The organism is Aeromicrobium sp. CF3.5, assembly GCF_051262695.1.
Classification (GTDB): Bacteria; Actinomycetota; Actinomycetes; order Propionibacteriales; family Nocardioidaceae; genus Aeromicrobium.
In genome coordinates this window covers 178929-201175 of the sequence record NZ_JBIMEZ010000003.1, presented here as the reverse complement: position 1 = coordinate 201175, position 22247 = coordinate 178929, and the positions used below count along the sequence as shown (strand labels likewise).

General features: G+C 69.0%; 22 protein-coding genes. 8 read left to right on the top strand and 14 right to left on the bottom strand.

What is annotated here, in order from left to right; translation table 11 throughout:
- Nucleotides 1-50 precede the first annotated feature (50 nt).
- The 5 genes from ACHAA3_RS07810 to ACHAA3_RS07790 are packed head-to-tail and all read right to left on the bottom strand — an operon-like array spanning nt 51 to nt 6028.
- Nucleotides 51-1637 carry an acyl-CoA carboxylase subunit beta gene (locus ACHAA3_RS07810; RefSeq protein ID WP_435708413.1) on the bottom strand — a complete coding sequence of 529 codons (1587 nt, stop codon included), beginning with the start codon at nt 1635-1637 and terminating at the stop codon, nt 51-53.
- A 44-nt stretch (nt 1638-1681) separates the two neighbouring features.
- The gene (locus ACHAA3_RS07805; protein ID WP_435708412.1) at nt 1682-2836 is read right to left on the bottom strand and encodes an acyl-CoA dehydrogenase family protein; all 1155 of its coding nucleotides are present in this window, start codon (nt 2834-2836) and stop codon (nt 1682-1684) included.
- Nucleotides 2833-4590, bottom strand: coding sequence for an acyclic terpene utilization AtuA family protein (locus ACHAA3_RS07800; RefSeq protein WP_435708411.1), 1758 nt, complete (start codon nt 4588-4590; stop codon nt 2833-2835). Before ACHAA3_RS07800 ends, ACHAA3_RS07805 begins: the two co-directional genes overlap by 4 nt.
- Nucleotides 4587-5423: a TIGR03084 family metal-binding protein gene (locus tag ACHAA3_RS07795; protein WP_435708410.1), complete on the bottom strand. Its 837-nt coding sequence runs from the start codon at nt 5421-5423 to the stop codon at nt 4587-4589. The genes ACHAA3_RS07800 and ACHAA3_RS07795 overlap by 4 nt, the downstream gene beginning before the upstream one ends.
- Entirely contained in the window at nt 5423-6028 is a 606-nt protein-coding gene (locus ACHAA3_RS07790) for a TetR/AcrR family transcriptional regulator (RefSeq protein WP_435708409.1), read from the bottom strand. The genes ACHAA3_RS07795 and ACHAA3_RS07790 overlap by 1 nt, the downstream gene beginning before the upstream one ends.
- A 163-nt stretch (nt 6029-6191) precedes the next feature.
- Here ACHAA3_RS07790 and ACHAA3_RS07785 point away from each other — a divergent pair, with 163 nt between their 5' ends.
- Complete coding sequence (locus tag ACHAA3_RS07785) at nt 6192-6578, top strand: PepSY domain-containing protein (protein ID WP_435708408.1); 387 nt, start codon at nt 6192-6194, stop codon at nt 6576-6578.
- 63 nt (nt 6579-6641) lie between these two features.
- On the opposite strand, the gene ACHAA3_RS07780 is transcribed toward ACHAA3_RS07785, so the two are convergent.
- From ACHAA3_RS07780 to ACHAA3_RS07770, 3 genes are read right to left on the bottom strand one after another with little or no spacing between them, the layout of a single operon-like run.
- Nucleotides 6642-7634, bottom strand: coding sequence for an MDR family oxidoreductase (locus tag ACHAA3_RS07780; protein ID WP_435708407.1), 993 nt, complete (start codon nt 7632-7634; stop codon nt 6642-6644).
- A gap of 45 nt (nt 7635-7679) precedes the next feature.
- On the bottom strand, nt 7680-8834 hold the full coding sequence (locus ACHAA3_RS07775; protein ID WP_435708406.1) for an alpha/beta hydrolase: 1155 nt from the start codon (nt 8832-8834) through the stop codon (nt 7680-7682).
- 53 nt (nt 8835-8887) lie between these two features.
- Nucleotides 8888-9541, bottom strand: a complete 654-nt coding sequence (locus tag ACHAA3_RS07770; RefSeq protein WP_435708405.1) for an SIMPL domain-containing protein — start codon at nt 9539-9541, stop codon at nt 8888-8890.
- Nucleotides 9542-9564: 23 nt separating this feature from the next.
- On the opposite strand from ACHAA3_RS07770, the gene ACHAA3_RS07765 reads away from it, so the two are divergent.
- From ACHAA3_RS07765 to metX, 6 genes are all read left to right on the top strand, one after another.
- A complete protein-coding gene (locus tag ACHAA3_RS07765) occupies nt 9565-10059 on the top strand; it encodes a PaaI family thioesterase (protein WP_435708404.1) in 495 nt (164 codons plus the stop codon).
- A 9-nt stretch (nt 10060-10068) separates the two neighbouring features.
- Nucleotides 10069-11388 (top strand): ATP-dependent 6-phosphofructokinase, encoded by a 1320-nt coding sequence (locus ACHAA3_RS07760; RefSeq protein ID WP_435708403.1) that lies wholly within the window; start codon nt 10069-10071, stop codon nt 11386-11388.
- 128 nt (nt 11389-11516) lie between these two features.
- Complete coding sequence (locus tag ACHAA3_RS07755) at nt 11517-12548, top strand: hypothetical protein (RefSeq protein ID WP_435708402.1); 1032 nt, start codon at nt 11517-11519, stop codon at nt 12546-12548.
- Between the two features lie 6 nt (nt 12549-12554).
- Complete coding sequence (locus ACHAA3_RS07750; protein WP_435708401.1) at nt 12555-13154, top strand: class F sortase; 600 nt, start codon at nt 12555-12557, stop codon at nt 13152-13154.
- Between the two features lie 102 nt (nt 13155-13256).
- The gene (locus ACHAA3_RS07745) at nt 13257-14546 is read left to right on the top strand and encodes a bifunctional o-acetylhomoserine/o-acetylserine sulfhydrylase (protein ID WP_435708400.1); all 1290 of its coding nucleotides are present in this window, start codon (nt 13257-13259) and stop codon (nt 14544-14546) included.
- 14 nt (nt 14547-14560) lie between these two features.
- Nucleotides 14561-15682 carry a homoserine O-acetyltransferase MetX gene (gene metX / locus ACHAA3_RS07740; protein WP_435708399.1) on the top strand — a complete coding sequence of 374 codons (1122 nt, stop codon included), beginning with the start codon at nt 14561-14563 and terminating at the stop codon, nt 15680-15682.
- Between the two features lie 94 nt (nt 15683-15776).
- Here the strand turns inward: metX and ACHAA3_RS07735 are convergent, their stop codons facing one another.
- The 3 genes from ACHAA3_RS07735 to ACHAA3_RS07725 are packed head-to-tail and all read right to left on the bottom strand — an operon-like array spanning nt 15777 to nt 17892.
- On the bottom strand, nt 15777-16280 hold the full coding sequence (locus ACHAA3_RS07735; RefSeq protein ID WP_435708398.1) for a hypothetical protein: 504 nt from the start codon (nt 16278-16280) through the stop codon (nt 15777-15779).
- A 45-nt stretch (nt 16281-16325) separates the two neighbouring features.
- The gene (locus ACHAA3_RS07730; RefSeq protein ID WP_435708397.1) at nt 16326-17090 is read right to left on the bottom strand and encodes an SDR family oxidoreductase; all 765 of its coding nucleotides are present in this window, start codon (nt 17088-17090) and stop codon (nt 16326-16328) included.
- Nucleotide 17091: 1 nt separating this feature from the next.
- Entirely contained in the window at nt 17092-17892 is an 801-nt protein-coding gene (locus ACHAA3_RS07725) for an SDR family NAD(P)-dependent oxidoreductase (protein ID WP_435708396.1), read from the bottom strand.
- 56 nt (nt 17893-17948) lie between these two features.
- Between ACHAA3_RS07725 and ACHAA3_RS07720 the strand changes: the two genes are divergently transcribed.
- Nucleotides 17949-19118 (top strand): alpha-hydroxy-acid oxidizing protein, encoded by a 1170-nt coding sequence (locus ACHAA3_RS07720; protein WP_435708395.1) that lies wholly within the window; start codon nt 17949-17951, stop codon nt 19116-19118.
- A gap of 8 nt (nt 19119-19126) precedes the next feature.
- On the opposite strand, the gene ACHAA3_RS07715 is transcribed toward ACHAA3_RS07720, so the two are convergent.
- The 3 genes from ACHAA3_RS07715 to ACHAA3_RS07705 form a co-directional block, all read right to left on the bottom strand.
- A complete protein-coding gene (locus tag ACHAA3_RS07715; RefSeq protein ID WP_435708394.1) occupies nt 19127-19765 on the bottom strand; it encodes a histidine phosphatase family protein in 639 nt (212 codons plus the stop codon).
- Nucleotides 19766-19878: 113 nt separating this feature from the next.
- A complete protein-coding gene (locus tag ACHAA3_RS07710) occupies nt 19879-20529 on the bottom strand; it encodes a fasciclin domain-containing protein (protein ID WP_435708393.1) in 651 nt (216 codons plus the stop codon).
- Nucleotides 20530-20576: 47 nt separating this feature from the next.
- Nucleotides 20577-22151 (bottom strand): molybdopterin-dependent oxidoreductase, encoded by a 1575-nt coding sequence (locus tag ACHAA3_RS07705; RefSeq protein WP_435708392.1) that lies wholly within the window; start codon nt 22149-22151, stop codon nt 20577-20579.
- Nucleotides 22152-22247 lie beyond the last annotated feature (96 nt).

The following is a 22247-nucleotide window of genomic DNA, read 5'->3' as shown; positions in this document are numbered from 1 at the left end:
GTGAGGAACGAACTGCTGGGCGTCGAGGAACGAGACGCGCGCCGCGCGGCTCAAAGTCTGAACACCCCGTACCCCTCGGCACCCTCGACCGGTCGGGTGTGGATGGCGGACAGGCAGATGCCCAGGATGGACCGGGTGTCGCGCGGGTCGATGACGCCATCGTCGTAGAGCATCCCGGACGTGAAGTACGCCAAGGACTCGGACTCGATCTGCTGCTCGGTCATGGCGCGCATCGCGGTGTCGCCGTCCTCGTCGTACGGCTGCCCCTTGGACTCTGCGGCGGCGCGGGCCACGATCGAGATGACGCCGGCCAGCTGCGCCGGACCCATCACGGCCGACTTCGCGTTCGGCCAGCTGAACATGAAGCGCGGGTCGTAGGCGCGACCACTCATGCCGTAGTGGCCGGCCCCGTACGAGGCGCCGATGACGATCGAGAGGTGCGGCACCGTCGAGTTGGAGACTGCGTTGATCATCTGGGCGCCGTGCTTGATGATGCCGCCCTGCTCGTACTCCGCGCCGACCATGTAGCCGGTCGTGTTGTGCAGGAACAACAGCGGCGTGTCGATCTGGTTGGCCAGCTGGATGAACTGCGCGGCCTTCTGCGCCTCCTCGCTGAACAGGACGCCTTGGGCGTTGGCGAGGATGCCGATCGGATATCCGTGCAGCTGGGCGAAGCCGGTGACGAGGCTCGATCCGTAGAGCGGCTTGAACTCGTCGAACTGGCTGTCGTCGACCAGCCGCGCGATGACGTCGCGCGGATCGAACGGGATCTTCAGGTCGGTCGGGACGATGCCGAGCAGCTCCTCGACGTCGTGCTGCGGCTCGGCGTAGACGGCCACCGGAAGAGCGCCGGTCTTGCGCCAGTTCAGTCGCCTGACGATCTGGCGGCCCAGTCGGATCGCGTCGCGCTCGTCCACCGCCAGGTAGTCGGCCAGCCCTGAGGTGCGGGCATGCATCTCGGCACCGCCGAGGGACTCGTCGTCGGACTCCTCTCCGGTCGCCATCTTGACCAGGGGCGGGCCACCGAGGAACACCTTGGCGCCCTCCTTGACCATGACGACGTAGTCGCTCATGCCCGGGACGTAGGCGCCGCCGGCCGTGGAGTTGCCGAACACCAGCGCCACGGTGGGTCGGCGGTCCGCGCTGGCGCGGGTGATGGAGCGGAACATCCCGCCGCCGGGGATGAAGATGTCCTTCTGCGTCGGCAGGTCAGCACCGCCGGACTCCACCAGGTTGATCGTGGGCAGCCCGCTCTCGGCGGCGATCTGCGCGGCGCGCTGGCTCTTGCGCAGGGTGCTGGGGTTCGACGACCCGCCCTTCACGGTGGGGTCGTTGGCCACGATCATGCACTCGACGCCCTCGACCACGCCGATGCCGGTGATGATCGAGGCGCCGACGGCGAAGTCGGTGCCCCACGCGGCAAGGCTCGACAGCTCGAGGAACGACGCGTCGGGGTCGATCAGCAGCTCGATGCGTTCGCGCGCGGTCAGCTTGCCGCGTGCGTGGTGCCGCTCGACGTAGCGCTCACCGCCGCCGGCCAGCGCCGTGGCGTGCTCGGCGGCAAGATCCGCGACGCGCTCGAGCATCGCCTCTCGGTTCGTCGTGTACGTATCACTGGTTGTATCGATGGTGGTCATGACATCCCTCTCACCGGTCGTCACCATGGTTCTTTGCCTGCATCTCAGTACCCCAACAGCTTCGCCGCGAGGTCCTTCATGACCTCGGTGGCGCCACCGCCGATGCCCAGGATGCGGGCGTCGCGGTAGTGCCGGTCGATCTCGGACTCGCGCATGTATCCCATGCCGCCGAAGATCTGGACGGCCTCGCTGACGACCCACTCCACACAGGCGACCGACTCGTTCTTGGCCACGACGGCGTCGAGGATCAGCGACGGATCGGTCTTGGGGGTGTCGAGGGAACGCTCGATCGCCCGGCGGGTCAGCTCGCGGGCCGCAGCGGTTCGGGTGTGCATCTCGACCAGCTTGTGCCGGATGACCTGGCGAGTGATCAGGGGACGACCGAAGGTCTCGCGCTCGCGGGCGTACGCGACGGCGAGGTCGAGGGCGCGCTGGGCGGTGCCGTAGGACTGCACGGCCAGACCGAGTCTTTCGCCCACGAACTGCTGCATCACCAGGTAGAAGCCGCCGTTCTCCTCACCGACGAGGTTCTCGACCGGGACACGCACATCGTCGAAGGCGAGCTCGGCAGTGTCCGAGCAGTGCCAGCCCATCTTGCGCAGCTTCTGGCTGACGGTGAAGCCAGGAGTGTCCTTGTCGATCACCAGCAGGCTGATGCCGCCATGTCCCGCATCGCCCGTCCGCACGGCGGTGGTCACGAAGTCGGCGCGCACCCCCGAGGTGATGAAGGTCTTGGAACCATTGACGACGTAGTGGTCGCCATCGCGCACCGCACGGGTGCGCAGATTGGCCACGTCGGAGCCGCCGCCGGGCTCGGTGATGCCGAGCGAGCCGATCATCTCACCGGCCAAGGTGGGCCGGACGTAGCGATCGATCAGGTCAGTGTTTCCCGAGTCGATGATGTGCGGCGTCGAGATGGCGTGCGTGAACAGGCTGGCCTGCAGTCCGGTGGATCCACCTGCCGCGAGCATCGCCTCGGTGACGGTGCAGGTGTCGATCACGTCGCCGCCGACCCCACCGACGGCCTCGTCGAAGCCGATGGCCAGGTACCCGGCCTTCGCGGTGTCGACATGAAGCTCCCGGGGGAGCTCGCCGTCGTCCTCCCAGGTCGGCAGGTGCGGCACGATGCGGTCCCGCGTGAACGCGTGCACCGAGTCGCGCAACGCCGTGCGTTCGGGGGTGTCCCACATGGTGGTCATGGCATGAGCTCCTCGGGAATCGGTACGAATCGGGCGCGCAGCCACTCGCCGAGCGCCTTGGCCTGCGGATCGAGTCGGGTCGACGATGCGACTCCCTCGCCCAGCAGTCCGTGGACCACGATGTTGAGGCCCGCGAGGTTCGGCAGCGGGTGGACGTCGATGTCGAGAGCGGCCGCCTCGGGCAGCAGGGTGCGCACGGTGTCGACGTCCAGAAGGTCCAGCAGCCAGGCCGCGGCGTCCGCGCGCCCGGGATGTCCGGCCGGGATCCACACTCCGACGTTGGCATTGCCGCCCTTGTCCCCCGACCGCGCGTACGCGACCGTTCCGAGTGGCGCAGACGTCTCCGCGAGTGGCGAGGATCGGGTCGATCTGGGCCTCGGCGAGCCCGGATCTGCGCCATTCGCGGGGGGTTCGGTGACCGAGGGAGGGGCGATGTCCTCGCGGCGGCCGTCGTGGTGCACGACGACGTGGGGGACGTCGACCTGCGGCAGGTAGGCGGCGCGGTAGACACCGAAGGGGGTGCCGGCTGCCGGCGGGCGCGAGACCGTGAAGCCGGGGTAGGACGCGAGGGCGATCTGCACGGCGGCATCGCTGAAGGCCCGACCGACCGGATCGGGCTGGTCGCTGCGCACGTGGCAGTGCAGGTAGGCGGTGGCCTGCGCCTGGGTCGGCGGGTCGGCTACGTCGCAGCGGTCGAGGCGCCACACGATCTCGGCGGGCGGCAGTGCCGACAGTGCCGAGTCCATCTGTGCGCGGACCCAGGTGGCCTTGGCCTCGATGTCGAGCCCGGTGAGCAGGAACTCGACGCTGTTGCGGAAGCCACCGAGCGCATTGAGACACACCTTGGTGGTGGCCGGCGGGGCCGATCCGCGCACCCCGCTGATGCGCACACGGTCGGGGCCGTCGGTGCTCAGCTCGATGGTGTCGAGGTGGGTCGAGACGTCGGGGTTGAGATACGTGGGGCCCTGGATCTCGTAGAGCAGCTGGGCGGTGACGGTGTCGACGGTGACGGCCCCTCCGTGCCCGGCATTCTTCGTGACCACCGTGGTGCCATCGGCCGCGATCTCGGCGATCGGGAAGCCTAGCGGCCGCTCGACGTCGAGCCCAGAGGTCTTCAACGCTGCGAAACCGGCGAAGTTGCCACCCGTGGCCTGGGTGCCGCACTCGATCACGTGACCCGCGACGACGGCGCCGGCGAGGGCATCCAGGTCGTCCCGGCTCCAGCCGAAGTGCGCGATCGCCGGGCCGACGACGACTGAGGCGTCGGTGACGCGGCCGGTGACGACGATGTCGGCGCCCCCCTGGAGCGCGGCCGCGATGCCGAAGGCACCCAGGTAGGCGTTGGCCGTGAGGGCGTCGGTGAAGTCGCCGGACTCGCGGACGTCGTCGCCCTCCACGTGCGCGATGGCGACGTCGACGCCTTGGTCGGCGGCGATCTCACGCAGCGCGGAGGCGAGACCGGCAGGGTTCAGTCCGCCGGCATTCGTGACGATCCTGACCCCGCGTTCGTGGGCCAACGCCATGCAGTCGGCCATCTGGCGCAGATACGTCTTGGCGTATCCGAGGGACTCGTCCTTCAGGCGATCCCGCCCGAGGATGAGCATGGTCAGCTCAGCGAGGTAGTCGCCGGTCAGGTAGTCCAGGCCCTCACCGGTCGGCGATGTGGCCTCGAGCATCTCGCGCATCGCCGACAGGCGGTCGCCGTAGTACCCCGAGCAGTTGCCGATGCGCACGGGTCCGGTCGCGTCGCTCATCGGTCGCTCCGCCGCCCCCGACCGGCAGGCCGATCATCCAGGCGCAGTGGGTCGTTGCCGGGCAGGCCGGCGAAGGTCTGGGCGAGGTCGAGCCACTCGTCGGCGGCGGCGCCGAAGGCGCGCACGTCGACGTCGTCGCGGTGACGGCGACGGGCGGCCAGCAGGGCGAAGTCCCACCCGTCGCCGGTGACGCGGTCGGGGGCGTCCTCGGGTCCCCAGGTCCAGGTCTCGCCGCCGGGCGAGTCGAGCTCGACGCGGATCTCTGCGTCGGGCACGTCGAGCCCGCGCATCAGGTAGGCGAAGCCCCGCGTGCGGACACCGAGGTGGCACACGTGACGCACGCGATCGGTGCGCGGCACATCGACACCGAGCGCCTCGGCGACGTCCTGGCTGTGCGCCCAGGTCTCCATGAACCGGGCCGTCGCCATGGAGGTGGGACTCATGGGCGGGCCGAACCAGGCGATCTTGACACCATCGGGAACCTCACGCAGCACCTCGGCCAGGTCGGCTCGACCCCGGCGCCAGGCGGTGAGCAGCTCGGCGGGCGGGGTCTGCGCGAGCCGCTCGGCCTCGGCATCGACGAACCCGGTGGGGTCGGTCGAGGCGGTCGCGAGCATCGTCTCGAAGTCGGTACCGCCCGCGATGGCGGCGATCGAGGCGCTGTCGGTCCAGTGCAGGTGCGCGACCTGGTGGGCGACCGTCCAGCCCTCGGGCGTCGTGACGGTGCGCCAACCCTCGTCGGTCGGGCCCCCATCCGGCAGTTCGGACACCCAGCCGTCGAGCTGTTCGCTCTCCGCGCCCAGGTCGGCCAGTACTTCCTCGAGGACAGACATCACAGCTCCAGCTCGCGGTCGAGGGTGATCGCCCAGGCGTCGAGGATCGCAGCGCTTCGGGCCGTGTCGTCGCTGAGCGAGTGAGCGAGGCCGAGGCCGCGCAGGAGGTCGAGGGTGGCCTGCACGAGCTGCCGATTCTGAGCGATCGTCTCGTCGATGCCGAGCAGCTCCACGGCGAATGCGTGGGTCTCGCGACCGAGGCGACGCTCCAGCGGGGCGACGGCGGCGCGGAGCTCGTCGTCGGTGCGGGCGGCGACCCACAGCTCGAGCGCCGCGAAGAACACCGGGGAGGTGAACTGGCCGCTCAGCACCTCGAGGATCGCACGGGTGCGGCGCTGGGTCGGCAGGTCGATCGACTCCATGCCATCGCGACGACGCTCACTGAGGTGCTCGACCGCTGCCACCACGAGGTCCTGCTTGGTCGGGAAGTGGTGCAGCTGCGCTCCCCGGCTGACGCCGGCGCGCTGGCTGACCACCGTGGTGGTGGTGCCGGACCAGCCCAGCTCGACCAGCGACTCGACGGTCGCCTCGAGCAGCCGCCGACGCATGGCTCGCGTCCGCTCGGTCTGGGGCACGCGCTCGCGCACCTCGGGCTGGATCGTCACCCGCACAGCATGCACCGGAACGAACAAACAGTCAACCCTGATTGTATCGAGTTCGAGCACGATTCCCACGTGAGAGTCCCCTCATTATCGGCTCACGCCCACCTCATGCCGGCCCGATGGAATGAGGTCATCGAGCACGACCCCCACGATCCAGGAGCACACCATGCGCACCCCCCGCACCCTCGCCGCCGTCGCCCTCGCCGCCGCCCTCACCCTCTCCGCGTGTGGCAGCGACGACGACAACGACACCATCGACCCCGTCGAGGTCGGCGGCACGTCGTCGTCCAGCAGCTCCCCGTCCACCAGCGACACCCCGTCGGGCGACTCCGACTCCGATGACGACTCCGACGACACCCCCCTGACCGGCCAGGAGCTCGAGGACGCCTCAGCCGCAGCCCTGGCCGAGGTCGGCGAGGGAACGGTCACCGAAGCCACCGGCGCGGACTCCGATGACGACCACGTCTACGAGGTCGAGATCGACCTGCCGAACGGCGAGGACGTCACCGTCGAGCTGGATCAGGACTTCGGAGTCGTCGACGTCGACCGGTGATGACTAGCGACTCACGTCAATGACTAGCCATTCACGTCAATGACTAGCCATTCACGTCAATGACTAGCCATTCACGTCAATGACGATGCGACCACGGACCGTGCCCTCGAGGATCTCGGCGGCCAGGCGCGGGACCTCCGAGAGCGGCTCGACGACTGACAGGGAGTCAAGCGTCGCGGTCTGCAGGTCGCGGGCGAGCCGCTGCCAGGCGGCCTCGCGCAACGCCTGCGGCGCATTGACCGAGTCGACGCCGAGCAGGCCGATGCCGCGCAGGATGTGCGGCAGCACGGTGGCGTTCGGCATGCCGGGCGACTCGACGAGACCACAGGCCGCGACCGCTCCGCCGTGTCGGGTCTGGGCCAGCACGTTGACCAGAGTGGAGCCACCGACCGAGTCGATCCCGGCGTCCCAGCGCTCCTTGCCCAGGGGCCGTCCCTCACCCTGCAGCTCGCTGCGCTCGACGAACGACGAGGCGCCCAGCGCGGCGAGGTACTCGTGCGTCTCGGGACGACCAGTCGCGGCGATCACGGTGTGCCCGGCCGCAGCGGCCAGCGCCACCGCGATCGAGCCGACGCCGCCCGCAGCGCCGGTGACCAGCACGTCCGAACCCGCCGCCAGGCCCCACTTGTCGAGGGCGTCAAGGCACAGGGCCGAGGTGTAGCCCGCGGTGCCGATGGCCATGGCCTGCTGGGTCGTGAAGGCATCGGGCACGCGCACCAGCCACGACGGATCGACGCGCTGGTAGCGGGTGTAGCCGCCGGACTGCGTCTCGGACATGCCCCAGCCGTTGACCACCACGCGGTCGCCGGCTGCCCACGCGGGGTCGCTGCTCTCGACGACGGTCCCGGCCAGGTCTGCGCCCGCGATCAGTGGAGTGGTGCGCGCCATCTTCTGCTTGCTTGCGACGTTCAGGCCGTCCTTGTAGTTCAGCGAGGAGTACTCGACCTCGACCAGCACCGGAAGATCGGGCAGGTCGCCGGTGGTCAGGTCGCGGAAGGAGGCGGTCTGCCCGGACTCGGAGTCCTCGACGACCAGGGCGCGGAAAGTTTCGCTCATCGCGCCAGTGTGTCAGGCGGCCGACCTCGGAGCGGTGGTGTGCGGCTACCCCGCCACGTCCTCGGGCACCTCGCCGCTGATGACCTTGACGTGGGCGTCGCGGTCGACGGTCGGCACGCTGTCCAGCTCACCGACGGCGCGGCGGGCGAAGTCCGCAGCCAGCTGCAGCGCGAGATCGCTCTCGGGCAGCACCTTGGCCAGCACCGGGAATGCGTGGATCTGGCCGCGCCACAGGTGCGTCTCGACCTCGACACCGCGGGCCGTCAGTGCCAAGGCCATGGCCTCGACCTCCGGGCGCAGGATCTCGTCCTCGGCGGCGACGAGGAAGGTGGGCGAGTCGATCAGGTCGACGGCGTCGAGGGGCGAGACCTCACCCTCGATGCGGGCGCCCTCGGGCATCCAGCGCGAGCGGATCTTGGCGATCTTGCCCAGGGGCAGGTAGGCGTCCCGTGGACGAACGACACGCTTGATGTCCTTGTCGAGGCGGTCCGGGTCCAGACTGAGCAGCGGCGAGAACCCGAGCAGGGCGGCCGGCGGCTGCAGCCCCCGGCGAGTGGCGATCTCGGCGATCTTCATGGTCAGGTATCCGCCGGCGGAATCACCGGCCACGACGATCTTGTCGGGGTGCGCGCTGATGTCGAGCAGGGCCGCGTACGCCGTGGCGGCATCGGCGACCGAGTCCGCCACCGAGCCGTGCGGCAGCTGGACGTACTCGACCGAGATCACGGTCGCGCCGGTCTTGCGGGCGAGGCGCTCGCACACACGGCGGTGCGACTCGATGCCGCAGGAGAAGAAGCCGCCGCCGTGCAGGTACAGGATCGTCATGTCGCTGTCGGGACCGTACCGATGGGTCAACGACTCGACCGTGACCCCGCCGAGCTCGAAGCGCACCGGTTCGGTGTGCCGCGAGTGCTGACCGCGCGCGGCCGAGCGGGCATCGGCCCTCTGGATGAGATTGATCGTGCGGTCGCTGACCGGCGCGAATCGCAGGACCGGCTGGAACACCAACCGCACGGTGCGCTGCAGGATCCGCGACTTCCAGCTGGTGGCCTCGTGCACGACCGCACTGTCGTAGGCGACCCGCATGGGACCTCGGTAACCGCGCGGCAGCGGCCCGTCGGACGCAGACGCACCGGCTGCAGGACCACGACCGATTCCCACCAGGGCGGCCACTCGATCGATCAGGGCGGAGATCCACATATCGCCATCATACCGCCGGTATGCGAAGGCTCGCGAGCCCGCTGGGAACTGAGTCAGTCGGCGACGAAGCGCGCGTCGACATCGACCCCGATGACGATCTCCGACGGCGTCACATCCAGCTGAGGACCACCGCCCCCCGAATCACGGGCCAGCATCAAGCGGGCGGGCTCGGGCGCTCCTTCGACACCACCGAGCATGCCGGGGTCGGCGAACTGCAACGGGGTGACCTTGCCCTTGCGCACGGCGTTGGCATAGACCTGCGCCTTCTGCACGGCGTCGTCGACGGCGCTCTTGCGCACCTCGGCCTCGTACGAACGGCGATTCTTGGCCGTGACGTCCCAGCTGACCTGCGAGATCTCGACTCCGTCGCGGCCCGACCAGTGGTCGAGGAACCCGCTGAGGCGTTCGAAGTCGACGAACTCGGCGCGCACCTCGAGCCGCGCCACGTGCTGCAGGGCCTGCCGCGTGCCGTCGGGCGCATACGGGCGATGACTGAAGACGCGCACCTGGTCGCACGACCACCCGGTGATTGAGCTGCGGTCGTGCAGCGACTGCAGCTGGGCCGCGAGTGGTTCCTGCACCTCCACGGCGTCGCGGAAGACCTGTTCCTTGTCGGTGTCCTCGACAGCGACCGCCATGGACACGAGCGCGCGCTCGGCCGGGTAGCGCTGTTCAGCCGATCCGCGAACGGTGATGTCAAGCTTCATGACTGGAGTCTAGGGTCGTGGTCATGTCGAACGAGCGCAGCCGCACGGTGACCTGGACCGACCCCGACGGCACCGCAGCCCGGGCCCTGACCATGTCGGGCCTCGAGTTCCTCCAGGCCATGGCCGACGGCACGCTGCCCGGGGCCCCGATCGCCAGCCACATCGGCATGCAGGTCGTCAGCGTCGAGGCCGGCCGCGTCGTGATGTCGGCCGTCCCCGACGAGTCGCACTACAACCCGATCGGGTCGGTGCACGGCGGCTTCTTCGCGACCCTCCTGGACTCGGTGTGCGGGTGCGCGGTGCAGACCACGCTGCCGGCTGGAGTGGCCTACACGTCACTCGACCTCAACGTCAGCTTCCTGCGGGGCATCACGGCCGACACGGGCCGCGTCGTCGCCGAGGGACGAGTCACCAAGCCGGGCAGCAGGGCCGCCTTCGTCGAGGCCGACATCAAGGACGAGTCGGGCCGGCTTCTGGCCACGGCCACCTCGACCTGTCTGGTGTTTCCCGTCGCCTAGGCTGATCGCGTGGTCACCCTCGCGGATCTCCAGGTCAGGACACTCGGAGAGGCCACGCTGCCCTCGCCGCTCGCCCCCTACGTGCAGGGCCGCGCGACCAACGAGTACTACGTCGGTGCGGCCGATCGCATCCTCTACGACGACACCCTCGAGCTGATCGCTTCACGCGGCGTCCCGCTGGAGCAGCTCCCGACGTTCGAGACTGGCGGGCCCAGGCCCGAGTTGTTCTTCGACCCGGCGACGACCCGCGTCGGAATCGTCACGTGCGGCGGCCTGTGCCCGGGCCTCAACGACGTGATCCGCGGTCTGGTGCTCGAGCTGCACACGCACTACGGCGTGCGCGACGTGCTGGGGTTCCGCAACGGTTACGCCGGCCTGGTCCCCGACTCAGGACTCGAGCCGATGGTGCTCACCGCCGAGTCGGTCGCGCGCATCAACGAGCGCGGCGGCACGATCCTCGGATCGTCACGCGGAGCGCAGGACCCCACCGTGATCGTGGACCGCCTCGTCGAGCTCCACGTGGACATCTTGTTCGTCATCGGCGGCGACGGGTCGATGCGCGGCGCCCACCGCCTGGTCGGCGAGATCGATCGCCGTGACGAACGGATCGCGATCGTCGGCGTGCCCAAGACCATCGACAACGACATCCCGCACATCGGGCAGAGCTTCGGGTTCACGACGGCGTTCGGTCGTGCAGCCCAGTCCATCAAGTCCGCGCGGGTCGAGGTCGAGGCGGCGATCGGCGGAGTGGGCATCGTCGAGGTCATGGGCCGCCACGCCGGCTTCATCGCCTGCTACGCCGCCCTGGCCAATCACGACGCCGACTTCGTGCTGATTCCGGAGGTCGAGTTCTCCCTCGACGGCGAGAACGGACTGCTGGCCGCACTGAAACGGTGCGTGGCGCAGAAGGGCAGCGCCGTGATCGTGCTGGCCGAGGGCGCCGGGCAGGGCCTGCTGGCCGACACCACCGACACCGACGCCAGCGGCAACCGGGTGCTGGGCGACATCGCAACCCACCTGCGCGACGTCATCGCAGCAGATTTCGCCTCCGGCAGCCGGCCCCTGACGATGCGCGCGTTCAATCCCGGGTACGCGATCCGCTCGGTGCCTGCCGACCCGGTCGACTCGGTCTACTGCGCGCGGCTCGCGCAGATCGCGGTGCACGCGGCGATGTCCGGGCGCACCGACATGGTGGTCGGCCGCCGCCGGCACCGCTTCGTCAACGTACCCATCCCGATCGTGACGGCCGGATCGCACAGCGTCTCCCCCGACGGCGACCTGTGGCTGTCGGTCCTCGAGTCGACCGCACAGCCCTTCTCCATGAGCTGAACGGCTTCGACGTCGGACATCTCAGGCCCCCTTGTCACAAACCTTGGACGCGGTCCCGCACGGGGTGCTACTTTTCCTCCAGCGTCGACGGTCCTCCCGGCTGTCGCAATCACCGTGAGGACCACTTCGTGCGCCGGATCGTTCTGCTGCCCATTCTTGCCCTGCTGGCGGTGTTCTTCATCGCCTCCCCGGCGAGCGCCGCCACGGTCGACTCGTTCACCATCGACGGGAGCGTCGACGACCAGGAGGTCTTCGCTGGCCAGAGCCTCGAGATCGACTGGACCGTCTCGTCCGACGCCGACCCGGCCGGTGTGGTCGAGGTCGAGGCGACCGGTACTGCCACCGGAACCGTCGACAACTGGGAAGGCGTCCTTCCCGGCGCGCCGGTCACTGTCAACGTCCCCGATGACGCGGAAGTGGGTGACACCTTCACGTTCGGAATCAACGCTTTCGAGGATGGCCAGGAGGACGACCTGTCCGACGAGATCACCGTGACCGTCATCGCGCCGACCGAGATCCCCGCCCCGCAGATCACCTTCCCCACCCCGTGCACCGTGGCGCTGCCCGACGTCGAGAACGTCAACTACGGCGTCGGCTTCGGCAACTCCGGATCGAGCATCGAGCAGACCGGAACCCTCAATCTCGCGGACTTCTACAACCGCGGTTTCGAGACGACCTTCGGCGTCAACCCCAATGCGGGGTTCGCCTTCCCCGAGGGCGCACAGACCACCTTCCCGGTCGTCGTGTCCGAGGACTGCTTCCCCGAGGTCATCGAGACGCAGAGCGTCTGCAAGACGGTCGAGTTCACCAACACCACCGAGAACGCGGTCTTCATCGGCATCTTCAGCGACAACGAGAACTTCGAGTCCGACGACGAGTTCGCGCTCGCCGCCGGCGAGACCCGCACCGTGGACTCCGAGCGCGACCGGGTCTTCTTCACCGCCAACGACGGTGAGGACCTGAACGGCGAGCTGATCCAGGCAGGCTACGTCGATGTCGACCAGGACTGCACCCCGGCTGCTGGTAACACCGCACACCCGACGGTGGCCCCGGCCGCCGGCGCAGGTGACGACTCGACCGCCGGCGCCACCGGCGTGCTCGCTCTTGCCGCCCTGATCGGCACGGGTCTGCTGGCGCTGCGTCAGCACCGCGCTGCCTGACCGGTAGTGAACAAGAAGCTCCTCGCAGCGATCGCCGCCGCGGCCCTCGTGGCCGCGGCGGTGTTCGTCACTCTGCGGTCCGACGAGGCGCAGCCAGAAGTTGCTGCCGCCACCGCGGCGCCCAGCCCGGCCCCGGAGTCCTCGCGTGCGATGGTCTCGGGAGCCGTGGGCGTTCCCGACCGACTCGAGATCGCGTCACTGCGCATCGATGCTCCTGTCGCGTCGGTCGGCACGCTGCCGAACAACGCGCAGGAGGTGCCAACCGCCCTCGACGAGACCGGCTGGTGGCGCGACGGGTCACAACCGGGCGCCCAGGGCAACGCCGTCATCGTGGGTCACACCGCCTCCGACGACGACGGCGTCTTCGACCGGCTGGTCGACATCGGCGAGGGTGACGAGATCATCGTCTCGGGCACGAAGGGATCGCGCGCCTTCGATGTCGTGCAGACTGACGTGATCCCCGTGGACGACTTCGCGAGCGTCGCCGCCGACGTCTACAAGACCACGGGCCCCAGCGGGCTGGTGCTCATGACGTGCGGGGACTGGAACGGCACCGAGTTCGAGACGACCGTCATCGTGCACGCCCGAACCGCACCGACCTCCTGACCTCAGACCGCGTCTCGAAGACCACATGATGAGACGCACTTGTCATCCGGTGAGACGGTGGCAGGCTCGTCGCAGACGATCCACCTCACCCGGGAGCCACGCATGAGCGACAACTGGACCTTCGAGACCAAGCAGATCCACGCCGGCCAGACGCCGGACCCCGCCACGGGCGCCCGGGCTTTGCCGATCTATCAGACGACGTCGTACCAGTTCCGCGACACCCAGCACGCTGCCGACCTGTTCAGCCTGGCCGAGCCCGGCAACATCTACACGCGCATCATGAACCCGACGCAGGACGCCGTGGAGCAGCGCATCGCCGCGCTCGAGGGCGGCGTGGGCGCCCTGCTCGTCGCCTCCGGCCAGGCCGCCACGACGGGTGCGCTGACCAATGTCGCCGAGGCCGGCGACCACATCGTGGCCTCGGCCAGCCTCTACGGCGGCACCGACGCCCTGCTGCGCCACACCTTCCCCAAGCTCGGCATCACCGTGACCTTCGTGGACGAACCCAACGACGCCGCCGCCTGGCGCGACGCGGCCCAGGAGAACACCAAGGCGTTCTTTGGCGAGACCATCGGCAACCCGAAGGGCGATGTCCTCGACCTCGAGACCATCTCCGCGGTCGCCAAGGAGGTCGGCGTCCCGTTCATCGTCGACAACACCGTCGCGACTCCCTTCCTGCTCAATCCGCTGAAGCATGGCGTCGACACCGTGGTGCACTCGGCCACCAAGTACATCGGGGGACACGGCACCAGCATCGCCGGCGTCGTCGTGGACGGCGGAACCTTTGACTACGCCGCGCACGGTGACAAGTTCCCCGGCTTCACCCAGCCCGACGCCAGCTATCACGGTCTGGTCTTCGCCGACGCGCTCGGACCGGCGGCGTACATCGCCAAGCTGCGCGTGCAGTACCTGCGCAACATGGGGCCGGCCGCTGCCCCCTTCAATGCCTTCCTCATCGCGCAGGGGCTGGAGACCCTCAGCCTGCGCATGGAGCGTCACGTCGAGAACACTCGCGCCGTCGCCGAGTGGCTCGAGGCTCGCGAGGACGTCACGAAGGTCACCTGGGCCAGCCTCGACGGCAACCCGTACAAGCAGCTGGCCGACAAGTACGTCCCGAAGGGATCGGGAGCCGTGCTGACGTTCGAGCTTCCCGGCGGGATCGAGGCCGGCCGCGCGTTCATCGAAGCTCTCGACCTGTTCAGCCACGTGGCCAACATCGGAGACGTGCGCAGCCTCGCGATCCACCCCGCGTCCACGACCCACTCCCAGGGCACTCCTGAGGAGCAGGCCGCAGCCGGCGTGACGCCCGGACTCGTGCGCCTTGCCGTCGGTATCGAGGGCATCGACGACATCCTCGCCGACCTCGACGCGGGACTGCGCGCGGCCAAGTGACCACGACTGCCCGAGTGGATCCCTCGCTCGTCACCGGCGCGTGGCGGACGGGGGATCACGCGGGTCATCGGCAGTTCGCCGACGTCGGGGACGTCGCCCTGGAGTCCGGCAGCGTGGTTCCGGACGTCCAGATCGCTTACGAGACCTGGGGGGAGCTGCGCACGACGCCGGACGGCGGCAGCAACGCCGTTCTCGTCCTGCACGCCCTGACCGGTGACAGCCACGTGGCCGGACCGACCGGCCCCGGCCACCCGTCGCCGGGCTGGTGGGACCCGATGGTCGGGCCCGGAGCCCCGATGGACACCGATCGCTTCTTCGTGATCGCCCCGAACATCCTGGGCGGTTGCCAGGGATCGACCGGACCAGCCAGCCCACGCCCGACCGGTTCAGAGGGTGGCGGCACCCCGTGGGGTGGCGACTTCCCGGCTCTGACCGTGCGCGATCAGGTCGCTGCAGAGGCAGCCCTGCTCGACGGCCTGGGCATCGATCGACTCCATGCGGTGGTCGGTGGATCGGCCGGCGGCATGCGTGCCCTGGAATGGGCCGTCGAGCACCCTGCCCGCGTGGAGCGCCTGCTCCTGCTGGCGACCTCGGCGTACGCCTCCGGCGAGCAGATTGCGCTGTCGCGAACCCAGGTCGCGGCCATCGCCGGCGATCCTCACTACACCGGCGGGCACTACTACGATCAGGACGTCGGGCCCCTCACCGGGCTGGATCTGGCCCGTCGCGTGGCGCACATCGCCTACCGCAGCGAGGCCGAGCTGTCGCAGCGATTCGGACGCCGCGTCCAGGACGACGGACGCTGGGCGGTCGACTCCTACCTGCAGCACCACGGCGCCAAGCTCGTGTCCCGCTTCGATGCCAACTCCTACATCGTGCTGACCTCGGCGATGGACTCCCACGACGTCGGACGGGGTCGCGGGGGCCTCGAGGCCGCCCTCGGACGCGTCACCGCCCACACGACCGTGGCCGGCATCGACTCCGATCGGCTGTATCCGCTGTACCAGCAAGAAGAGCTCGCCGACCTGATCCCCACCGCCGGTCCGCTGCACGTGGTCCCCTCACCGCATGGCCACGACGGCTTCCTCGTCGAGGCCGACCACGTCGGCGACCTCCTGCGCGACCTGCTCGGCTAGGTGATGGTTCCCCAGGTTATGTGGGTTTCCCATCACGTACGTAGGAAAATTTGCCCTGCGCGGTGATGGCATTCCTACGTAACCTGGGGAACCATCAACTCGAGACCACCGTCGTGCGGTGCGCGTCGACGGCTTCGTAGAAGGTCGTCGATGCGGGGCGCCACAGCAGGAACAGGGCGCCGATGGCGATCGCGAGGGTTGCGGTCTGCAGCACCAGGACCAGGCCCATGTACTGGCCCCCGACGAAGCCGAAGAACGTGAAGACCACGTTGAAGCCTCCGAGCACGGAGGCCACGGCGCGCGCCCAGGACCGGCCCTGGGCGTTCTTCCACGCCATCCACAGCCACAGGACCACGCTGACCACGCCGATGAACAGCACGAAGCTGATCCCGACGGCGACGGCGGTGTCGATCTCGGCCTGCGTCACCGTGTTGTTGCTGGCGTTCAGCTGCGCGGCGATGTCGTCCTTGAACGCCCCGAACGTCACCAGGGTGAGCACGACAGACGCGGCGCTGAGCGCCGCACCGATGCGCATCAGCAGGACTGCCGTGGTGATGGTCTGCGGAGCCGTGGGGCGCGCGTCCGGGATGTTCGACAAGGTCCCTCCGAGGGCTCGCGGCTGTGATGGCCAGCCTAGGGCTTCTCACACCAGGCGACGAACCACGCCCAGCGGCGCGTGCTTCAGGACCTTCCCGATGGGCGCCCACGGCCAGCTCGGGATCGCCGCCTCGACGACCTCGCGCTCGATGGCCTTGACCAGGGCGCGGCACCCGGTCTCGGTGTCGACCATCAACCGGGCATCCTCGCGCGGCCCGTCGTTCATCTCCGAGGCGATGTAGCCCGGGTACAGGGTGGTGACCGCGATGTCGTGGCCGGGGCGGCCGATCAGGTCCGCGCGGATGCTCTCGCCGAGATGGGCCAACGCAGCCTTGGTCGCTCCGTAGGTCGCCATTGCCGACGGCATGCCGCGCATCGCGGCCATCGACGAGATCAGCACCAGGTGGCCGGCGCTGCGCTCGTAGAAGTGCTCCATCGCGGCCTCGCACTGCGCCAGTGCCGCCACGAAGTTGGTCATCGCGGTCTCGCGATTGGCCTCGAACCGACCCGTGCCGATCCGACCGCCGTGGTCGAGTCCGGCATTCACGATGACCCGGTCGAGACCGCCCAGCTCGCCGATGGCGTCCTTGAACACCGCGAACACCTGGGTGTGGTCGGTGACGTCGAGGGCGTGCACCGAGATCTCGATGTCGGGATGGGCCGCGAGCAGCTCGTCGCGCAGGGCTTCGAGGCGGTCCACCCGGCGTGCCGCCAGCGCGAGGTGATGGCCCTTCGCCGCGAGGATGCGGGCCATGCCGGCCCCCAGCCCGGAGCTGGCCCCGGTGATCAGGACGTTGCGTCGAGCCGACATGTCAGTCCTTCCGGCCCATCCGGACGGCGGCCTTGGCCATCTGGCCGTAGTAGACCGGACGGAGGAAGCGTTTGGCGAAGTAGCCGATCCGTCCTTCACGGTCGGTGAGGATGATGTGCGTCCCCTTCTCGACCTGCGCGAGGGCCACCGCGGCGATGTCCCCGGCCGTGCGGCTCGAGCCGTCGATCATCTTGGCGGCCGAGGCCTGGGCGGACTCGTCCTTGCCACGCATCGAGGCGGTGAGATTGGTCTTGAAGAAGGTCGGGCAGATGACCGAGACCTGCACGCCGAAGGGCTTGAGCTCGTGGAGCAGCGTCTCGCTCAGAGCGACGACGGCGGCCTTGACTGCGTTGTACTCGCTCATCCGGGGCGGGTGGACCAGCCCGGCGGCCGACGACGTGTTCACGATGTGCCCGGTGCCCTGCTCCTTGAGCATCGGCACGAACGTGCGGCAGCCGCGGGCGACGCCGAGCAGGTTGATGTCGACGATCCACTGCCACTGGTCCATCTCGGTCAGCTCGATGCGTCCACCGGCCGCGACTCCGGCGTTGTTGAACAGGAAGTCCAGACCATCCCACTCCTCGACGACCCAGTCACGAGCACGCGCCCAGTGCGTGTCATCGGTGACGTCGAGCGTCAGGTAGGCGACGCCAGCCAGTGCGGCGAGGTCGGTCGGAGCGTCGGCGTGCACGTCGGTGGCCAGCACACGGGCTCCGCGGCCTGCCAGCTGTTCGACGAGCGCCAGCCCGAGACCCGAGGCGGCGCCGGTGACCAGGACACGCGAACCGGAGGAGATCTTCATGATTCAGATACTACCGGTATCCGAACCGTGCCGAGCTTCCGTGTGAGGATCGACGCATGGGACACCACGGTGACTGGCAGCTGGGAATCTACCTCGACGGGCTCGGTGGCACTGTTCCCGACCTGCCCATGGAGTTCGCCGAGCTGGAACGGCAGGCCCAGGCGCAGATGCCCGAGGCGATCTGGTCGTACGTCTCCGGCGGCGCGGGCAACGAACGCACGCAACGGGCCAATGTCGAGGCGTTCGAGCGCTGGGGCCTCATGCCCCAGATGCTGGCCGGGGTCGCTGATCCCGATCTCGGCATCGAGCTGTTCGGGCGCACCTACGACACACCCGTGATGCTCGCGCCGGTCGGCGTCCTGGGCATCTGCGAGGAGGCCGGGCACGGCGATCTCACCACCGCAGCCGCGGCACGTTCCCTGCAGGTCCCCATGATCGCGTCGACCCTCTCGCAGGACCCGATGGAGGACGTCGCGAACGCGCTCGACGGCTCACCCGGATGGTTCCAGCTGTATCCACCGAACGACCGCGAGCTGACCGAGAGCCTCGTCCGTCGCGCCGAGGCTGCTGGCTTCGAGGCCATCGTCATCACGCTCGACACCCTCAACCTGGGGTGGCGACCCCGCGACCTGACGATCGCGAGCTTTCCCCAGCTGCAGGGACTGTGTCTGGCCAACTACTTCAGCGATCCGGTGTTCCGAGCCGCGCTCGACCGCTCCCCCGAGGACGACCCGGCTGCGGCAACCGGCCACTGGGCGACGATCTTCGGCAACAAGCGGCTGTCGTGGGACGACCTGGACTGGTTGCGGTCCCTGACGAAGCTGCCCCTGCTGCTCAAGGGCATCTGCTCGGCCGAGGACACGCGGCGCGCCCTCGACCACGGCGTCAACGGGATCTACTGCTCGACGCACGGAGGCCGACAGGCCAATGGCGGCCTCCCCGCCCTCCAGTGCCTGCCCGAGGTCGTCGAGGCCGCTGACGGCGCACCCGTCATCTTCGACTCCGGCGTCCGCAGCGGCCCCGACGTCGTCACCGCGATGGCGTTGGGAGCCAGTGCCGTAGCCATCGGCCGCCCGTACGCCTACGGCCTGGCCGTCGGCGGGCAAGCGGGCATCGAGCACGTGCTGCGGTGTTTGCACGCCGAGATCGACCTGGTGATGTCGATCGACGGGTACCCGAGCATCTCGGGGCTCGGGCCAGAAGCGCTGCGGGAGATCCGGCGCTAGCCAAACCGCTAGCGAAAACTCTGCATGTCGGTGGGGACGTGCGTGTGCTCGTTGAAGGCGAGCAGGCGGCGACCCCCGCGACCCACGATGACCGTGGTGATGCTGGCATTGATGACGACCCGGTTCATCGCGATGAACAATGAGTCGTCACCGGCGAGCAGGTGCGAGGCCACCAGGCCGATGGGCCCGCCGGAGGTGAACACGGCCACCGACTGACCCGATCCGGCCTGCTCGGTCGCGGCGTCGAGGGCGTCCAGCACTCGGGACCTGAAGGCGGCGAAGGGTTCCGGCCCAACGATGGTCCCCGCGACCCACTCGGCGAGCCGGGCATCGAGCGTGGCCTGGAACTCTCGGGCATCGACGGGACGCGCGTCGGCATCGCGCACGTTCGCGAGGCCGAGATGGTCGTACTCGTTCCACCCGGGGTCGATGTCGTAGAGGTCGCCATCGATCGCATCCAGCACCGCGACCGCGGTCTGCGCATGCCGCTTCATGGACCCGCAGACCGAGGAGGTGGGGCGGAACTGGCCCGCCTCCCAGGACGAGCCGAGTGCTGCACCCTGCTGGTACCCCAGCTCGGACAGCTGGTCGTAGTCGTTGCTGCCCCACGAGGCCTGTCCGTGCCGCACCAGATGAATCGCTCCCACCCGGCGAGGCTAGCCGATCAGGTGGGCGGGCCCGGACAGACCAAGAGCCGGCCACCTCCGAGGAGGTGACCGGCTCTGGTCAGATCACTGCACGAGTGATGTCTGCGTGAAGATCACGCAGGCGGCATCAGCACGTTGTCGATCAGGTACACCGTCGCGTTGGCGGTCTGGACGCCGCCGCAGATGACCGAAGCCTGTCCGTCGCCAACCTCGATCTCGTCGCCGGAACCGCTGACCGTGAGGTCAGCGCCGTTGACGGTCTCGAAGGTGCCATCGATGTCGGCCGGAGCGATCTGGCCGGGGATGACGTGGTAGGTCAGGACGCTGGACAGCGTCTCTGCGCCCTCGGGGGTACCGAGCGTGGCGACGGTGTCCTCGGGCAGCTTGGCGAACGCGTCGTCGACCGGCGCGAACACGGTGAACTCGCCACCGTTGAGGGTGTCGACCAGGTCGACGTCAGGGTTGAGCTGACCGGAGACCGAAGCCGTCAGGGTCGTCAGCAACGGGTTGTTGCTGGCAGCCGTGGCGACCGGGTCCTGGGACATGCCCGAGACCGAGCCGGCGCCGTCCGGGACGGCCTCGGCGTAGTCGGCGCAGCCGGGTCCGACGAGGTCGGCGGCCGGGTCGGCCGTGTCCTCTTCGGGAGCAGCGGAGGTGGCTTCATCGGCCGGCGCCTCGGTCGAGTCGTCCGAGCCGCAGGCAGCGGTGAACAGGGACAGCGAGGCAACCGCCGCGACGGCGAAGCTCTTCGTGGTCGTACGCATGGGGTTCTCCTTGTGTTGGGATTCGCGCTGAGTCGTGCGGATCGTGCTCATTCGACGCGGAACTGGACGCTGTGCCAGCCGGTCGTCCCGTTCGGGCGAATGGGTGCCCGATCGGAAGTCTGTGTCTCGCCGTCCTTGGTGGTGGCGCGGACGGTGATGTTGTGGCGGCCTTCAGTGGCTTCGTCCCACGTCCAGCTCCACTGGCGCCAGGTCTCGTCGGTATCCGAGGCGCCGAGCTCGGCCTCGTTCCAGCCACCGTCGTCGATCTTGACCTCGACCTTGGCGATGCCGACGGTCTGGGCCCAGGCGACGCCGCCCACCCGGGCGTTGTCGATCGGGAGGGCCTCGAACGAGGCGGGGACGTCGATGCGCGAGGAGAACTTGATCGGCGCCTCGGCCGTGTAGTCACGCGAGGTCCAGTAGGCGGTGAAGTCCTGGAACCGGCTGACCTCGATGTCGACGAGCCACTTGGTGGCCGACACGTAGCCGTACAGGCCGGGGACCACCATGCGCACCGGGAAGCCGTGGATGAGTGGGAGCGGCTCACCGTTCATCCCGACGGCCACCAGCGAGCTGCGGTCGTCGGTGAGGGCCTCGAGCGGTGTACCTGTGTCCCAGCCGTCGGCCGAGGTGGACAGGACCGCGTCGGCGCCGGACTGCACGCCGGCCATCTCCAGCAGCGTGCTGGTGCGGATGCCGAGCCAGGTGGCGTTGCCGACGTACGGGCCGCCGACCTCGTTGGACACGCAGGTGAGGGTCACACGGTGCTCCTCCAACGGCATGTCGAGCAGGTCCTGGTAGGTCAGGTTCAGCTCGCGGTCGACCATGCCATGGATGCGCAGGACGTAGCCGTCGGTGGGCACATCGGGAACGCTCAGCGCGGTGTCGATGCGGTAGAAGTCCTTGTTGGGCGTGATGTACGGGCTGATGCCCTTCAGGTCGATCTGGGCGCCGGCCGGAATGGCGTCGGCGGTCTGCGCGGCGGCCGGCAGGGTGATGGCGGCTCGCGACTCACGGGCAGCAGCTCCACCGAACACGCGGGTGAGGCCACCGCCGATCGCGGCGACGGCAGCGATGCCGAAGGCTCCGATGAGGAACGCCCGACGCTCGAAGCCTCCGGTGGAACCCGGCTCACCCTTCAGCGTTCCCATGCGTCGCAGCAGGAAGGTGATCGCGGCGAACGCGACGACACCGGTCAGCAGGGTGGGCAGCACGGTGATGACGATGTTCGCCGATGCCGTGCGGTCGAACAGTGCCGCAGCGAAGGCCACAACGCCGAGGACGATCATGGCGACCTGGGCAACCTTGGGCTTTGTGACGCCGATGGCACCGACGACCAGGGCCACGATCGCCAGGGTGGCGACCACGCCACCGATGAGCACCGCCTTGTCGGCGGTGCCGAACTGCTCGATCGCGAAATCCTTGAGGAACGGCGGCGCGAAGTCGATCGCGCGATTGCCGACCGTGTTGATGGGGGTCGGTACACCGGTCAGGAGCTTGGCCAGCAGCGTTCCGAGCGCCAATCCGAGTGACGCAGCCAAGATTCCGGACAACGCACCGGCCCAGCGAGGCGCATGGCCTGCGGTCTGAGGTGTTGCCGTCTCTGTGGTCACGTCAGCCATTCGCCGCCCTGAGGAGTGTGGATGGGTCGATTCGGAAGTTTCTTTTCCCGACGCTGCTCACCCGGCGTGTCGCAGCGCGAAACTGCCTGGGGACGT

Bases quoted from the DNA above. Each gene is read 5' to 3' on its own strand.
- ACHAA3_RS07775 (WP_435708406.1), bottom strand. From the start codon at position 8,834: ATGTGGATCTCCGCCCTGATCGATCGAGTGGCCGCCCTGGTGGGAATC.
- ACHAA3_RS07745 (WP_435708400.1), top strand. From the start codon at position 13,257: ATGAGCGACAACTGGACCTTCGAGACCAAGCAGATCCACGCCGGCCAG.
- ACHAA3_RS07705 (WP_435708392.1), bottom strand. From the start codon at position 22,151: ATGGCTGACGTGACCACAGAGACGGCAACACCTCAGACCGCAGGCCAT.
- ACHAA3_RS07770 (WP_435708405.1), bottom strand. From the start codon at position 9,541: ATGAAGCTTGACATCACCGTTCGCGGATCGGCTGAACAGCGCTACCCG.
- ACHAA3_RS07710 (WP_435708393.1), bottom strand. From the start codon at position 20,529: ATGCGTACGACCACGAAGAGCTTCGCCGTCGCGGCGGTTGCCTCGCTG.
- ACHAA3_RS07725 (WP_435708396.1), bottom strand. From the start codon at position 17,892: ATGAAGATCTCCTCCGGTTCGCGTGTCCTGGTCACCGGCGCCGCCTCG.
- ACHAA3_RS07805 (WP_435708412.1), bottom strand. From the start codon at position 2,836: ATGACCACCATGTGGGACACCCCCGAACGCACGGCGTTGCGCGACTCG.
- ACHAA3_RS07785 (WP_435708408.1), top strand. From the start codon at position 6,192: ATGCGCACCCCCCGCACCCTCGCCGCCGTCGCCCTCGCCGCCGCCCTC.
- ACHAA3_RS07765 (WP_435708404.1), top strand. From the start codon at position 9,565: ATGTCGAACGAGCGCAGCCGCACGGTGACCTGGACCGACCCCGACGGC.
- ACHAA3_RS07810 (WP_435708413.1), bottom strand. From the start codon at position 1,637: ATGACCACCATCGATACAACCAGTGATACGTACACGACGAACCGAGAG.
- ACHAA3_RS07800 (WP_435708411.1), bottom strand. From the start codon at position 4,590: ATGAGCGACGCGACCGGACCCGTGCGCATCGGCAACTGCTCGGGGTAC.
- ACHAA3_RS07780 (WP_435708407.1), bottom strand. From the start codon at position 7,634: ATGAGCGAAACTTTCCGCGCCCTGGTCGTCGAGGACTCCGAGTCCGGG.
- ACHAA3_RS07795 (WP_435708410.1), bottom strand. From the start codon at position 5,423: ATGTCTGTCCTCGAGGAAGTACTGGCCGACCTGGGCGCGGAGAGCGAA.
- ACHAA3_RS07720 (WP_435708395.1), top strand. From the start codon at position 17,949: ATGGGACACCACGGTGACTGGCAGCTGGGAATCTACCTCGACGGGCTC.
- ACHAA3_RS07730 (WP_435708397.1), bottom strand. From the start codon at position 17,090: ATGTCGGCTCGACGCAACGTCCTGATCACCGGGGCCAGCTCCGGGCTG.